A 13,625-nucleotide genomic window follows, 5' to 3' on the forward strand; every position below is an offset into this window, starting at 1 on the left:
CATAGCTGTCGAGTGTGATCTCAGAGGACGTTCACCGCGCGGGCCGCGACGATCGCGACGGTGAGTAGCGCGATCGCAGACTGGATGCCCATCAGCGTCTTCGTCCGGGCCGTCAGCGGCAGCGTGTCGGTCGGGCTGAACGCGGTCGCGTTGGTGAGCGCGACGTACAGGTAATCGGTGAATCCGGGCAGCCAGCCCTTCCACCCCGGCAGGTCGACGGTCATCTGCGGAAACAGCAGGTCGGCCCGCTCGGTCTCACGCTCGTGCTCGGGCGCCCGAGCGAACGGTCCGCCGCGGTCGATCTCCCAGTACCAGACCGCGAACGCGACCACGTTCGTCACCCAGATCAGCAAGGCGCTCTTCACGAGGACCTTGCCCTCGTTGGCGTCGCCGTTGTTCAGGAAGAAGATCATCCCGGCCAGGTAGTACGCGTTCACCGCGACCAGGATCGCGAGCAGGACGAGCTCCACCGACCGCAGCCAGGGCTCGTCGCGGCGCAGGTGGAATGGGTTCATCCACACCAGCGGCAGCAGCAGAAGTCCACCGAGCACGGGCATGAGCCACCGCGGGAGCGCGTTGATCTGCGTCGGCACCAGCACCTGCAGCACCAGAACCGCGACCACCGCCAGCGAGGCCGGCCAGCGCCGGGTGTGGCGGGTGCTGGACGGAAGCGCCTTCGTCGGCTTGTTCATCTCAGCATTCTCGCGCCGCGAGCCGGTTATCCGACGGAAGCGTCGATGACGGCCTGTCCGACTTCGGTACGGCGGTAGTGGACCTGGTGACCGGTACGACGACGTGTCGCGAGACCCGCGTCGTACAACGCCGACAAGTGTTCGGCGACCGTCGCGAGGGCGAGGTTGTACTGGGTAGCGAGCGCGCTGGTCGTGGCGGGCGGGTCGAGCGCGACGAGGAGGGTCGCGCGGGTGCGGCCGAGGAGGCGGGCCAGCGGATCCGGGGGCGCGGGAGCGTCGGACCACAGGCGGGCGGCGCCGCGAGCCGGGTAGACGAGGGTCGGGTGGTACGCCGGGTCGACGACGATCACCAGGTACGGCCAGGCGAAGACCCCGGGGACCAGGAGCAGGCCTTGTCCGGCGAGATCGCGGTCCTCGCCGCGGTAGCGGGTGGCGAGCAGGCGGTCGTCCTCCCAGGCCAAAGTCGGGTGCAGATCGTCGAACAGCCCGGCCAGGCCGGCGTCGGTCAACTGCTGACCGCGGTACGCGATGTCGTCCTCGAGGACACGGCTGATCAAAGGCCAGTCCGGCTTGATCAGGGTCTCCCAGGCGCCCTCGATCTCGTCGGCCAGCCGTTCGCGGGTGCCGGCCAAGTCGTTGAGCATCTTGTCGATGTCCGGCGCGCCGGGGTTCTTCAACTCGTCCCGCGATCGGACCAGTTCGGCGTGGACCTTTTCGAGCGGAGTACTCCGGACGCGGGCGATCTCGGTCGCGAACTTCGCCCGGGAGGCCTTCGGCGGCGGAGTCAGGAAGTCCGGCGTGAACCCGACGCGGGGCTGCACCGCATACAGTCCGCGCAGGTCGAGTTGCGCTGCCGAGTCCCGCTTCGCCGCGATCCAGTCGCCGTACAACGGCCGGTGCTTCGATCCGTTCAGCACCCGCACCGCGGACATCGTCTCCCACAACGGCGACGCCCCGAACCGGCAACGCAGCGCGTCCGCCTGCGTGAACCGCAGTACCGTCACGACCCTGAACTTTCGGCCACAACCAAAACTCTACGCCGCGCGGCCGGGACACGTGCACTCTCACGGCGTGAGGTCCTACCGAGCTGTACTCAGCCTTCCCGGCCTGCGCGCCGTGTACGTCGCCCACACCGTATCGATGCTGGGAACCGTGGCGGCACAGGTCGCGCTGTCCATCCTGATCTTCGAGCGGACCGGTTCGCCGTTGCTGTCGGCCCTCGTCCTGGCCTGCTCGTTCCTGCCGTACGCCGTGAGCGGCGTGCTGTTCTCGTCGGTCGCGGACCGATTCCCCGCGCGCCGGGTCCTGGTCGCATGCGATGTGGTCAGCGCCGCGGCCATCGGGCTGATGCTGATCCCGGGAATGCCGGTCGGCGGACTCCTGGGACTGTTGCTGGTCACCGGGATCGTGGCGCCGATCTTCGCGGGCGCACGGGCCGCGAGCCTCGCGCACCTGATGCCCACCGACCTCTTCCCGGTGGGCAGGTCCTTGCTGAGGGCAATCAGCCAGGTCGCGGTGCTGACCGGGTTCGCACTCGGCGGGATCGCGGTCGCGGTGGTCGGCGCGAGCTGGTTGCTGGCGCTCGACGCGGTGACCTTCGTCGCGTCGGCGGTGCTGATCGGGACGGGTACGCCGTACACGCCGCCGGGGGAGCGGAAGAGCAACACGGTCCGCGACTCGTGGGCCGGGCTGCAGATCCTGTTCGCCAACGCGAAGCTTCGCAACCTGATCCTGCTGACCTGGGTGGCTCCGGCGTTCTCGTCCGTCCCGGACGGACTGGCCGTCGCGTACACCGCTCAGGTCGGCGTCGCAGCTGCTGCCGCCGGGGCGTTGTTCACCGGGTACGCCGTCGGCAGCGTGCTCGGCGAGCTCGTCGTCGCGCGGTTCACCCCTTCCGTGCGGCGACGGCTCGTCGTCCCGTTCCTGCTGCTCAGCCAGCTCCCCGCGATCGCGTTCCTGGCCACACCGCCGATCCCGGTCGCCGCGATCCTCCTCGCGATCTCCGGCTCGGGCTACGCCTTCAACCAGGCCATCGACCCGATGATCCTGCAGCACACCGACCCGTCGAACCGCGGCCGCCTGTTCACCGTCCAAACCAGCGGCCTGATGGCGATCCAGGGCGTCACCATCGCCCTGGGCGGCGTCGTCGGCTCCTTCGTCGCCCCGAACCTCACCATGGCCGCGGCAGGCATCCTCGGCACCACAACCACCCTCCTGATAGCCCGCCAGGCCCTCCCTAGTGCTGGGGGACCTCGGTGGTGGCGGCCCAGCTGGCGAGGAGTTTGAGGCTGTCGGCGGTCGGGCTGCCGACGGGAGCGACGTACGCGAGGAAGGTGAGACCTGGGTGGGCGGGGAACTCCATCGCCTCGAAGGTCAGGTCCAGGTCACCGACGACCGGGTGGCGGAGCTTCTTCAGGCCGGTGCGGTGGAAGCGGACGTTGTGAGCCGCCCAGCGGGTGCGGAAGTCCTCGCTGCGGGTCGACAGCTCACCGATGAGTTCGATCAGCAGCTTGTCGTGCGGATTGCGCCCGGCTTCGGAGCGCAGCATGGCGGCGATGTCGTCGGCGGCGCGTTCCCAGTCCTGGAAGAAGTCGTGTGAGGCCGGGTCGAGATAGACGAAGCGGGCGCTGTTGGCGGGGCGGCGCGGGTCCGCGAGGAGCGGAGAGTAGAGCGCGCGGGCCATCCGGTTCGCCGCGAGCATGTCGTGGCGAGCGTTGCGGACCCAGGCCGGCGCATCGTTCACAGCGTCGAGAACGAGCTGGACGCTGGCCGGCACGGTCGCGGGCGCCGTCTTGCGAGGGCGCGCGGGGGTCGGCTCGGCGGCGCGGGCGAGATCGAACAGGTGCGCACGCTCGGCGTCGTCGAGCTGCAGCGCGCGGGCGAGACCTTCCAGGACGGTGTCAGAGGCACCGGCCAGGTTCCCGCGCTCCAGCCGCACGTAGTAGTCGATGCTCATTCCCGCCAGCATGGCGACCTCTTCGCGGCGCAGCCCCTTGACCCGGCGGTTGCCGCCGTACGCCGGCAGTCCCGCCTGCTCGGGGGTGATCCGCGCACGCCTCGAGGCGAGGAACTCGCGGATCGCAGCTCGGTTGTCCATACCTCCACCGTAGACGGGCACCCGCACCTGAAGGAGGTACTGGCATTACCTGGAACGACAGTGACTCCCGCGGGCACGCGGCAGCCCGTTCACTGGCACACATGGAGAAACTGACGAAACCCGCGACTGGGAAGGGCCCGGGCGACTGGTTCATCGGCGAGGTCTGGTTCGACCAGATCTACCGCGGTGAGGAGCCGTCTCGTGCGCGGGTGAACGCGGTGCACTTCGCGCCCGGCGCCCACACTGCCTGGCATGTGCACGCCATGGGCCAGACCTTGCACGTGACCGAGGGCGTCGGCCTGGTCGGTACCCGGGACGGACAGGTGATCGTGATGCGTCCCGGTGACACCGTGCACACCCCGCCGGGGGAGTGGCACTGGCACGGCGCGGCCACCGATTGCTTCATGACCCACCTGGCGATCTGGGACGGCACCGGCGACCCCGACGTACCGGAGACGACCTGGGGCGAGCACCTCGCCGACAGCGACTACGAAAAGGCACAGTCATGACCGAGCAAACCCCAGCCCAGCGGGCGATCGGGGACTTCGCGCCGAAGTTGGTCGAGCTCACCGACGACGTGCTGTTCGGCGATATCTGGGCTCGCGCCGAGCTGAGCCGCCGGGACCGGAGCCTCATCACCTGCGCTGCCCTCATCACCAACGGCAGCACCGAACAGCTACGCAGCCACCTCGCCCGGGCCAAGACCAACGGTCTGTCCGAGACCGAACTCAAGGAGGTCATCATCCACCTGGCCTTCTACGCAGGCTGGCCGCGCGCCATGTCGGCAATCACCGTCGCCAAGGACGTCTTCGGCGCCGCGGAGCCGGCAAAGTGAGCGGCTGGAGTGAGCAGGACCTGGAGCGAGTCGGACAGGCGACCGAGCTGCAGGTCAGCTCCCGGCGCACGGACGGGTCTCTTCGGCCGTTCGTGACCATCTGGGTGGTGCGCGCCGATGACGATCTCTACGTCCGATCCGCCCACGGCACCGACAACCCGTGGTTCCGGCGCGCCACGATCAGCGGCCGCGGCCGGATCCGCGCCGACGGCCTCGAGCGCGACGTCGTCTTCGAGACCCCGGACGGCGAGGTTCACAGCGCGATCGACAAGGCCTACCACACGAAGTACGACCGGTACGGCCCGCGGATCGTCGGCAGCGTCGTCGGACAGGCCGCCGCGGCCGGCACCCTCCGCCTCCTCCCTGACGACACCAAGAAGCAGTAACTACCGAAGGATTCTCATGCGAGCCACTTATATGTACGGCGCCGGCGACGTTCGCGTCGTCGATGCGCCCGACCCGATCATCAAGGAACCGACCGACGCGATCGTGCGTGTTGTCCGGGCCTGCGTGTGTGGGTCCGATCTGCACCCGTATCACTCCATGGCGGCGACGCCGGACGGCAAGTCCATGGGCCACGAGTTCGTTGGTGTCGTCGAAGACATCGGCAGCGACGTCGCCACGGTCAAGGTCGGTGACTTCGTGATTGCGCCGTTCGCCTGGTCCGACGGCACGTGCGACTTCTGCCGCGAGGGTCTGCAGACCTCCTGCCGGCACGGCGGTTTCTGGAACGCTGGCGACGTCGCCGGCGGTCAGGCCGAAGCCGTCCGGGTCCCGCTCGCGGACGGCACGCTCGTCGCCGTACCGGTCGAAGAGACCTCACCGCTGATCCCGTCGCTGCTCACCCTGTCCGATGTGTACGGGACCGGCTATCACGCTGCCATCAAGGCGAACGTCGGCCCGCGTACGAGCGTGACGGTGATCGGCGACGGAGCCGTCGGTCTGATGGCAGTCCTGTCCGCCAAGCGTCTCGGCGCCGAGCAGATCATCCTCATGGGCCGCCACACCGCCCGCACCGACCTCGGTCGCGAGTACGGCGCGACAGATGTCGTAGCCAAGCGCGGCGAGGAGGGGATCGCACGGGTGCGGGACCTCACCGGCGGCGACGGTACGCACGTCGTACTCGAAGCTGTCGGCCATCGGCCCGCGTACGACCAGGCGATCGGAGTCGTCCGAGCCGGCGGCGTCATCAGCCGTGTCGGCGTACCGCAGTACAGCGATGCGCCGGTCGGGTTCCCCAGCCTCTTCGGACCCAACATCACCCTCACCGGCGGCCCTGCGCCGGCCCGCGCCTACATCGAAACCCTGCTCCCCGACGTCCTCGCCGGAAACGTTGACCCCGGCAAGGTCTTCGACAGCGAGGTCGCCCTCGCCGACGTGGCCGACGGCTACCGCACGATGGACGACCGCACCGCGCTGAAGGTCCTGGTCAGGCCTTAGGCGCTAGAGCGGATGACCAGCGGCGCCGTGACGAGTCGGCCCGGCTCGTCCGGCTCGCCGCTGATCTCTCGCAGGGCGCGGTCGAACAGGCAGGCGGCGATGTCCCGCAGCGGGATCCGCGCGGTCGTGAGCGGCGTGTCGAGCATGCTCGCGAACGGGAAGTCGTTGAACCCGGTCACCGCGACGTCCTGACCGACCGCGATCCCTCGCCGCTGCAAGGCCCGCATCGCGACCACCGCGAACGCGTCGTTGTCCGCAACGAAAACGTCCGGCGGGTCCAGTTCCGCGACGTACGCCGAGACCGCTTCGAGCGAACCGAACGAGCGTGCCACCGTCGACGGGAACTCCCGGACGAACCCGTCCTGCCGCTGATGTACCCACGGCAGCGGACTGTCCGTCGCCAGATACACCGCCCGCTTCCGGCCGGTCGACCGCAGATGCGCGGCGACACCGGCCATCGACGCCTCGTTGTCCACGTCGACCCAGCACTGCCGATACTCCGGCCCTGTCCGCCCGAACGCCACGAACGGGAACCGCCTGCGGCTGAGGAACTCGATCCGTTCGTCGTGCGGCATCGTCTCCAGCACGACGATCGCGTCGACCTGCCGCGCCGCGATCAGCTTCTCGTACAGCACGATCTCGGTCGCGGTGTCGGCCGGGGTCTCGACGACATGGACGCCGTACCCCGGGACCGCGGCCGCCTTGACCAGACCGCCGAGCAGGCTGTGCAGGAACCCGCCCAGGCCCAGGTTGTCGTCGTCCACGAGGTCGTCCTCGAAGGACATCGGCAGACCGATCACCTGGCTGCGTCCGGACGACAACGCGCGGGCAGCGTGGTTCGGGATGTACCCGAGTTCCTTGATCGCGGCGCGCACGGTCCGGACTGTCGGTGCCGCTACACGGTGTGGCGCGTTGAGCACGTTCGACACCGTCATCGCCGACACCCCCGCCAATCGGGCGACGTCCGCGACAGTCGTACGCCGCGGCTTCTGTTCAGCCACCGTTCCCCCTTAGTCACACACGATCCGGGCTGACCCACCGACCGGAACGTCGATCGTCCACACCTCAGGCGCAGTCGTCGTCTCTCGGTGCACCTCGTGGCCCGAACAGTCAGACACTACGAGGTCGACTCGCCGGTCGCACGCACCTTCGACGTACAGCCGCCGCTCGGCGCCACCGTTCACCACGACGGTGCAGGACTCCTGGACCCGCACGACAGGATTCGCGTACACGGCAACCACGGTCTCCGTCGCACCGACCGCGCGAACCTGCGTGTACCGCGCATCAGATCGTGACGGCAGCAGTACGCCGTGCAGCAGCGCCTCGGCGTGATCGCGCATGAATCCGAGCCAGTGCCGGACCACCTGCTCGTGCTCGGGCGGCAGCGCGTCGAACTCCATCGACACCTGCGGCGTACTGAACAACGCACCGATGAAGTGCTGCGCGACGCTCTCCGCCGATGCCGACGGGTGCCACATCAGCATGTCGGAGTGCACCGCGCGGTCACCGGCGAGGAGGCGGCAGTCGATCGTGCGGACACGGTTCTCCACCGCGTCCAGCGCGCAGTCGCCGGCGCGCAGGAACGTGCCGAACCGCCAGAGCCTCGGGTGCACGTAGTCCTGACGGAACTCGATCAGCAGGTCGGGCCGCAGCTTCCGTAGCTCGTCGGTGACGGCCTGCAAGAACCGTTCCACGCCTTCGTCGACGGACGAGCAGTCAGCGCCCGGTGCCGGAGGGACGCTGCTCCGCGCCCAGGAATCGATGAAGTCGATCTTCAGGCCGTCGACGCCCCAGTCACGCACTGGACGAACGCAGCACTCCAGGAGGTGTTGGCGTACCTCGGGATACCGGGGGTCGAGGACGGCGGTCACCTCGCCGTCGGCGAAGCCGAGTGTGCGGTCCTTCAGCTGGTCCCAGGCCTTCGAGTGCACACCGATCAGCGCAGGCGCGATCCACAGCACGTACTGCTGGCCGAGCGCGTGCACGCGACGTACATGCTCGGCCATGTCGGGGAACTTGTGGCTGGTCGGCTCCCAGTCGCCGCAGTACGCGTACCCGCGCCGCGTGTCGTCGGTCTGCCAGCCGTCGTCGACGATGACCGCCTCGGTGCCGTACGCCGCTCCCGCGCGGGCGTGCCGCTCGACGGACTCGGCCGAGACGTGCTGGTGGTCGCTGTACCAGGTCGAGTACATCGCCTGTCGCGCGACCGGCGGTACGTCGGCGATCCGGTCACCCAGCTCGGCCGTCCACTCCGCCGTCACGGCACGCAACGCATCGGCGAAGTGCTGGGCCCGCAAATCGATCCGCAGCGCGAAGCCTTCGCCCTCGAGATCCGTCACGGTCAGCTCGATCAGCTGTTCCGCGGTCTCCTCGCTCACCCCGACGGCGAAGTCGCAGCCCCGGACGTTCGACGACAAGGAGACGGTCAGCAGGCTGCGGTCCTGCGGATCGACGAGCGTGGCGACGGGTGCGGAGCGGACGGAGCGGACGTCGCGGTGCGAGCCCCAGTCGGTCGGGAGGTTACGGCGTGACCCCTGGTTCGCCCGCCACAGCGTCACGGCGTCGTCGGCCGGCCACGTCCAGCGCAACGTCACCGGACCGTCGGCAGCGACGTCGGCAACCACGTCGTACCGCAGGACACCGGGCTCGGCAGCCGCGCGCTCGGTCAGCGTGCCGGGGCCGGTGAGGCTTGCGCTGCGGACGGTACGACCTTCGGGGGAGCGGATCTCAAATGTCGTCACGGGCTGGACTATAGCGGTAAAACTGAATGCTCCGAAGCATTGACGGAATTGCCAGACGTCCCTATGTTTTACCGCTAATATCCGCCATCTTCGAGAAGCCGCCGGGCCGGCTCTCAGCTCCGACCTCGCCGGTGTGGCCGTCTGCCGAAAACCGAACCAAGAGAAGGAGAACCGTGATGCCGACCAATGAATTGCCCTTGGGGCGACCGATTACACGGCGTGGTTTCCTGGCCAGTGCGGCCATCGCCGGAGTGGGCTCGAGCGCGTTGCTCACCGCCTGCGCCGGCGGTAGCGCGGGAGGCACGTCGAGCGCAGGCAAGGGCGACGCCGCCGGCGCGGGCGGCCAGGGTGGCGCCGTGACCTGGGCTTCGTGGGCGAACCCGGGCGAGGCCGAGCGGTTCCGGCAGATCTCGAAGGACTACGAGGCCGCGCACGGGGCCAAGGTCACCTTCCAGGTGGTCGTCGGCGACTACGGCGCCAAGCTGCTCACCCAGCTCGCCGGCAGCAGCGCTCCGGACGTCTTCTACGTGCAGGACTCCGGCATGCAGCGGCTCATCCAGAACAAGAAGGTCGCCGATTTCACCGAGTTCACGGCGAAGGCGGACGCGCCGGTCAAGATCGACGACCTGTACCCGAACCTGATGGGCTGGTGCAAGCCTGCCGACGGCAGCCCGGGCACCTACGGACTGGTCGTCGACTGCAACCCGATCGTGTTCTGGTTCAACAAGGACATGTGCGCGGCCGCCGGCATCACCCAGAACCCCGCGCAACTGCACGAGTCCGGCGGCTGGAACCGGGACGCCGTCGACGACTTCCTGACCAAGATCAAGGCCACCGGCAAGCGGGGCATGGTCCTGGAAGGCGGCTTCGGCCCCATGCTCAGCTGGATGACCGCGTTCGGCGGCAAGGTCGCCGAGGGCAACAAGATGATCTTCAACGAGGACGCGAAGTCGATGGAAACCCTCGAGTGGCTCTGGGAGGGAATGGCCGGCGGCAAGATCGCCTACGGGGGGTCGCTGCCGAAGGGGCAGGCCATCGACGCCCTGTTCTACAGCCAGCAGCTCGCCAGCTGCCAGGTGGGACGCTGGATCCTCCCGAACCTGAAGAAGCTGAAGTTCGGCTACGACATCGCGCCGTTCCCGTCCGTCGACGGGAAGACCGTACCGCCCGCGATTGTCTACACAGCGGCCATGGCCGTGAACGCCAAGGCCAAGGACCCCGAAGCCGCGATGTACTTCGCCACGCGATTCGTCAACAAGGACGGTCAGAAGGCCCGGCTCTCCGGCGGAGGCAACGCCGTACCGTCCGTCGCCGGTCTGGACGAGGTCGTGCTGGAGAACAAGCAGCCCGAGCACTGTGCCTGGTTCACGGACGCCGCCAAGAAGGGCTACGCCATCCCGTCGGCGATCGCGTCCAAGGCGGAGGTCGGAGCCAACCTCGGCACCGAGATGGACAAGTCGATCAAGGCCGGCGACAGCGCGAAGGTGTGGGCCGACAAGATCTGCCAGTACATCAACAACGGGAAGTGAGACATGGCGCTCGCAGCTGATGTGAAGCGCAGACGGCGGACCGAAGCGCTGTGGGGGTACGCCTTTCTCACCCCGCAGCTGATCGGCCTGATCGCCTTCATGGTGGGGCCCCTGGTGTTCGCCATCGTGCTGTCGTTCTCCAGCTGGGACGGTCTGGGCTCGCGCACGTTCGTCGGGCTGCAGAACTTCATCGGTGTCTGGCAGAACGCCCAGTTGCGGCAGTCCTGGCTGAACACCGCGTGGTTCACCGCCCTCCAGGTCCCAGGACTGCTGCTCACCGGCTTCTTCTTCGCGTTCTTCATCCAGAAGGCGGGCCGGCTGACGCCGTTCTACCGGATCTTCTTCTTCGCGCCGCAGGTCACGTCGACCGTCGCGGTGGGCGCCATCTGGCTCTGGCTGCTGAACCCCGAGATCAGTCCTATCAACTCCGTGCTGAAGTCGATCGGGCTGCCCAACCCGCCTGACTGGCTGCAGAATCCGCGGACGGCGATCCCGGCGATCGTCGTGGTGTCGATCTGGCAGGGCCTCGGCTACATGATCGTGATGTTCGTCGCCGGTCTGCAGAACATCTCGCCCACCCTGATGGAGGCCGCCGACATCGACGGCGCCTCGGAATGGCAGAAGCTGCGCAGGATCACCGTGCCGCTGCTGTCGCCGACCATCCTGTTCCTGTCGATCACCTCGATCATCGGGTCCTTCCAGGTGTTCGACTACATCTACTTCTTCTTCGACACCACAGCGCCGGCGAACGCCCACACGATCGTCTACGACATCGTGAACATCGCCTTCCGTGAGTTCAAGTTCGGGTTCGCCGCGGCCATCGCGGTGTACCTGTTCCTCATCCTGCTGGTCCTGACCGGCCTCCAGTTCCTTGCTCAGAAGAGATGGGTGCATTACACCGAATGACTTCCTCATCAGGCGAGATCGGCGCCCGGGGCCTCGAACCGGCGCGCCGGAAGAATGCTTCTCATGGGCTGCGCGGGGGGCGGTTCAAGCCGTCCTGGATTCCGCTGCACCTGCTGCTGGTCGCGGGCTCCCTGGCGATGTTCGTGCCGTTCCTGTGGATGTTGTTCTCGGCCCTGAAGCCGCTCGACGAGATCTTCGCCCAGCCGCCGAAGCTGCTGCCGAAGCTCTGGCAGCCGCAGAACTTCGTCACCGCTTGGCAGGGCGCCGACTTCGCCCGCGCGTACTTCAACAGTGTCTATATCGCCGGTCTGGTCACGGTCCTCACCCTGATCACCTGCTCGATGGCCGCCTACGCCTTCGCGCGGATCCGCTTTCCGGGGCGGAAAGTGATCTTCGGCGTCTTCCTGGCCACCTTGATGGTTCCGTTCCAGCTGACCGTGATCCCGCTGTACGTCATCATGGGGCAGCTCCGCTGGATCGACACCCACCTGGCGCTGATCGTCCCGCCGGCGTTGTTCAACGCCTTCGGCGTCTTCCTCCTCCGCCAATACGTCCGCGGCATTCCGCTGGAGCTGGAGGAAGCCGCCTCGATCGACGGCGCGGGGCGGGTCCGGATCTTCACCACCATCATCCTGCCGCTCCTGCGTACCCCACTCGTTGCCCTCGGCATCTTCGTGTTCCTCGGACAGTGGAACTCGTTCTTCTCTCCACTGATCTTCCTGAACAGCGATCGGAACTTCACGATTCCGCTCGTGGTCAACCAGTTCAAGGGCGCCTACTCCTCCGATTGGACGAGCCTGATGGCGGCCACGACCATGGCGGCGCTGCCGATGCTGCTGATCTTCATCGTCGCCCAACGCCAGATCGTGCAAGGTATCGCCCTGTCCGGCTCGAAGACCTGACAGGTACAGCACGTCCGGCATCAGCCCACCGGGTGATGCCGGACGTGCGAACTACTTGGCGTACGCGGCCTCTGGGTTCAGCATCGCTGCCGCGGTGGACAGGTCGGTCTCGGCGCCGGTGGTCAGCGCATACAGGGCGTACCCGATCGGGGAGGCGTCCCACAGGTGCTTCGCCTGGGCTGCCAGGCCGGGGTGGACGTTGCCGCCCGCCTGCTCGTACGCGGTGATGGTTGCCTGCAGCATCTCCTCGCCTGCGGCGCCGTACTGGGCGGACAGATCGCGGGCGGGGCCGTCCACGCGGGCGGTGGTCCAGTCCAGGACCCCGGTGATCGTGCCCTCCTCGTCGAACAGCACGTGCGCGGGGTAGATCTCGCCGTGGGTCATCGCGGTCTGCTCGGGCCAGCAGGTGTCGTCCTCGAGCCATGCCTGCCAGGCCTCGGTCAGGGCGGGGGAGACGGTGAAAGTCTCGCTCACGCGGGCGACGTCGTCCCGCCATGCCTGACGTACCTGGGCCGGGGTACGGACCTCGACGCCCGCGGCCTCGGCCTGCTCCGGGGTGATGGAGTGCAGGCGGGCCAGCAGGCGCCCCAGGCGCTCGGCGTAGTCCGGGCTGGCAGGGTCCATGTGCCAGTTGGGCTCCCCGGCGTCGGTCAGGCTCAGGCCAGGGGCGCCGGGCAGGGCCGGGTAGGCGATCAGCTCGGGGGAGCAGACCTGCCAGTCGGGGACTGCGACGCCGTCCTCGGCCAGGACGGGGGCGACCAGGTCGAGGATGCGGGTCTCGGCGGCCATGCCTTCGGAGACGTCGGCGCGGCGCGGTACGCGGAGCACCCATCTCTGGTCGGTCGTGTCCGAGGCCATGACGACGCGGTAGTCCAGGCCCGCCTCGTTCAGGGTGGCGTCCTGCGCGGACAGGCGCGGGCCGTGGGTCGCGGCCAGGGCGATGACGTCATCGATCGTGCTCATCGGACCAGGCTCTCACCTGCGCCTCCGCCACTTCCGATAACCCTCGCTCTAGAAGTGCGCCCGCCGGGAGGTGGGCACGACGTTCGCCGGGCGGTAGGACGGGAGGGCTTCTGCGAGGGAGGGATAGTGGTCGAACGGGCGGTCGGCGCCGGTGGCTCGCATGAGGTCTGCCAGCCACTGGCCGGCACCGGAGGCGCGCAACCAGCCGCCGTTGCGGACAGCCAGTTCGTGAGCGTCGGCGAGAACGTCGAGGCCGGTCGCCTCCATCGCCGTGACGCGCCGCAGGTCGACGACGAGCCGCGGCAGCTTGGTGGTGATGACGTGGTGGAGTTCGTGGGCGAACGTGGGGGCGGTACGGACATCGACGGTGCCCGCTACCCGGACGACCGCACAATCACCGACAGAACTCCAGCTACAGACGAAGGGTCCGCTCACCGCTACCGGTCGGTGGGCGGACCTGGTCGCACGGGGTGTCTTCATGCGTCCCGGTACCCCACGGCTAACCTGCACCGCGCCCGGG

15 protein-coding genes are annotated in these 13,625 nt (G+C 68.2%); 8 read left to right on the forward strand and 7 right to left on the reverse strand.

Annotated elements, in window-relative coordinates:
- Positions 1–20 precede the first annotated feature (20 nt).
- Both OHB24_RS28060 and OHB24_RS28065 read right to left on the reverse strand, forming a co-directional pair.
- Positions 21–692, reverse strand: a complete 672-nt coding sequence (locus tag OHB24_RS28060; RefSeq protein ID WP_327633842.1) for a hypothetical protein — start codon at positions 690–692, stop codon at positions 21–23.
- 26 nt (positions 693–718) lie between these two features.
- Positions 719–1,696, reverse strand: a complete 978-nt coding sequence (locus OHB24_RS28065) for a DUF5937 family protein (RefSeq protein ID WP_327633843.1) — start codon at positions 1,694–1,696, stop codon at positions 719–721.
- Between the two features lie 67 nt (positions 1,697–1,763).
- On the opposite strand from OHB24_RS28065, the gene OHB24_RS28070 reads away from it, so the two are divergent.
- On the forward strand, positions 1,764–2,978 hold the full coding sequence (locus tag OHB24_RS28070) for an MFS transporter (RefSeq protein ID WP_327633844.1): 1,215 nt from the start codon (positions 1,764–1,766) through the stop codon (positions 2,976–2,978).
- Here the strand turns inward: OHB24_RS28070 and OHB24_RS28075 are convergent.
- A complete protein-coding gene (locus OHB24_RS28075; protein WP_327633845.1) occupies positions 2,929–3,789 on the reverse strand; it encodes a helix-turn-helix transcriptional regulator in 861 nt (286 codons plus the stop codon). The genes OHB24_RS28070 and OHB24_RS28075 overlap by 50 nt on opposite strands.
- Positions 3,790–3,890: 101 nt before the next feature.
- On the opposite strand from OHB24_RS28075, the gene OHB24_RS28080 reads away from it, so the two are divergent.
- The 4 genes from OHB24_RS28080 to OHB24_RS28095 are packed head-to-tail and all read left to right on the forward strand — an operon-like array spanning position 3,891 to position 6,064.
- Positions 3,891–4,298: a (R)-mandelonitrile lyase gene (locus OHB24_RS28080; protein WP_327633846.1), complete on the forward strand. Its 408-nt coding sequence runs from the start codon at positions 3,891–3,893 to the stop codon at positions 4,296–4,298.
- Positions 4,295–4,624, forward strand: a complete 330-nt coding sequence (locus tag OHB24_RS28085; protein WP_327633847.1) for a carboxymuconolactone decarboxylase family protein — start codon at positions 4,295–4,297, stop codon at positions 4,622–4,624. The genes OHB24_RS28080 and OHB24_RS28085 overlap by 4 nt, the downstream gene beginning before the upstream one ends.
- Positions 4,621–5,010: a DUF2255 family protein gene (locus tag OHB24_RS28090; protein ID WP_327633848.1), complete on the forward strand. Its 390-nt coding sequence runs from the start codon at positions 4,621–4,623 to the stop codon at positions 5,008–5,010. Before OHB24_RS28085 ends, OHB24_RS28090 begins: the two co-directional genes overlap by 4 nt.
- Positions 5,011–5,026: 16 nt before the next feature.
- On the forward strand, positions 5,027–6,064 hold the full coding sequence (locus tag OHB24_RS28095; RefSeq protein WP_327633849.1) for a zinc-binding dehydrogenase: 1,038 nt from the start codon (positions 5,027–5,029) through the stop codon (positions 6,062–6,064).
- On the opposite strand, the gene OHB24_RS28100 is transcribed toward OHB24_RS28095, so the two are convergent.
- Entirely contained in the window at positions 6,061–7,065 is a 1,005-nt protein-coding gene (locus tag OHB24_RS28100; protein ID WP_327633850.1) for a LacI family DNA-binding transcriptional regulator, read from the reverse strand. The two genes, OHB24_RS28095 and OHB24_RS28100, sit on opposite strands and share 4 nt — an antisense overlap.
- Positions 7,066–7,074: 9 nt before the next feature.
- Positions 7,075–8,805, reverse strand: coding sequence for a glycoside hydrolase family 36 protein (locus OHB24_RS28105; protein WP_327633851.1), 1,731 nt, complete (start codon positions 8,803–8,805; stop codon positions 7,075–7,077).
- Positions 8,806–8,981: 176 nt separating this feature from the next.
- Here OHB24_RS28105 and OHB24_RS28110 point away from each other — a divergent pair, with 176 nt between their 5' ends.
- From OHB24_RS28110 to OHB24_RS28120, 3 genes are read left to right on the forward strand one after another with little or no spacing between them, the layout of a single operon-like run.
- Positions 8,982–10,334 (forward strand): ABC transporter substrate-binding protein, encoded by a 1,353-nt coding sequence (locus OHB24_RS28110; RefSeq protein WP_327633852.1) that lies wholly within the window; start codon positions 8,982–8,984, stop codon positions 10,332–10,334.
- A gap of 3 nt (positions 10,335–10,337) precedes the next feature.
- Positions 10,338–11,240, forward strand: a complete 903-nt coding sequence (locus tag OHB24_RS28115) for a carbohydrate ABC transporter permease (protein WP_327633853.1) — start codon at positions 10,338–10,340, stop codon at positions 11,238–11,240.
- Positions 11,237–12,142, forward strand: coding sequence for a carbohydrate ABC transporter permease (locus OHB24_RS28120; protein ID WP_327633854.1), 906 nt, complete (start codon positions 11,237–11,239; stop codon positions 12,140–12,142). The genes OHB24_RS28115 and OHB24_RS28120 overlap by 4 nt, the downstream gene beginning before the upstream one ends.
- Positions 12,143–12,193: 51 nt before the next feature.
- Here the strand turns inward: OHB24_RS28120 and OHB24_RS28125 are convergent, their stop codons facing one another.
- Both OHB24_RS28125 and OHB24_RS28130 read right to left on the reverse strand, forming a co-directional pair.
- On the reverse strand, positions 12,194–13,105 hold the full coding sequence (locus tag OHB24_RS28125) for a macrolide 2'-phosphotransferase (protein ID WP_327633855.1): 912 nt from the start codon (positions 13,103–13,105) through the stop codon (positions 12,194–12,196).
- A 48-nt stretch (positions 13,106–13,153) separates the two neighbouring features.
- On the reverse strand, positions 13,154–13,585 hold the full coding sequence (locus OHB24_RS28130; RefSeq protein ID WP_327633856.1) for an STAS domain-containing protein: 432 nt from the start codon (positions 13,583–13,585) through the stop codon (positions 13,154–13,156).
- Positions 13,586–13,625 lie beyond the last annotated feature (40 nt).

The sequence above is a fragment of the Kribbella sp. NBC_00482 genome, from assembly GCF_036013725.1.
In the GTDB taxonomy this organism is placed as follows: domain Bacteria; phylum Actinomycetota; class Actinomycetes; order Propionibacteriales; family Kribbellaceae; genus Kribbella.

Coding starts and splice junctions, on each gene's coding strand:
- OHB24_RS28060 (WP_327633842.1), bottom strand. CDS start 692: ATGAACAAGCCGACGAAGGCGCTTCCGTCCAGCACCCGCCACACCCGG.
- OHB24_RS28075 (WP_327633845.1), bottom strand. CDS start 3,789: ATGGACAACCGAGCTGCGATCCGCGAGTTCCTCGCCTCGAGGCGTGCG.
- OHB24_RS28080 (WP_327633846.1), top strand. CDS start 3,891: ATGGAGAAACTGACGAAACCCGCGACTGGGAAGGGCCCGGGCGACTGG.
- OHB24_RS28085 (WP_327633847.1), top strand. CDS start 4,295: ATGACCGAGCAAACCCCAGCCCAGCGGGCGATCGGGGACTTCGCGCCG.
- OHB24_RS28095 (WP_327633849.1), top strand. CDS start 5,027: ATGCGAGCCACTTATATGTACGGCGCCGGCGACGTTCGCGTCGTCGAT.
- OHB24_RS28110 (WP_327633852.1), top strand. CDS start 8,982: ATGCCGACCAATGAATTGCCCTTGGGGCGACCGATTACACGGCGTGGT.
- OHB24_RS28115 (WP_327633853.1), top strand. CDS start 10,338: ATGGCGCTCGCAGCTGATGTGAAGCGCAGACGGCGGACCGAAGCGCTG.
- OHB24_RS28120 (WP_327633854.1), top strand. CDS start 11,237: ATGACTTCCTCATCAGGCGAGATCGGCGCCCGGGGCCTCGAACCGGCG.
- OHB24_RS28125 (WP_327633855.1), bottom strand. CDS start 13,105: ATGAGCACGATCGATGACGTCATCGCCCTGGCCGCGACCCACGGCCCG.
- OHB24_RS28130 (WP_327633856.1), bottom strand. CDS start 13,585: ATGAAGACACCCCGTGCGACCAGGTCCGCCCACCGACCGGTAGCGGTG.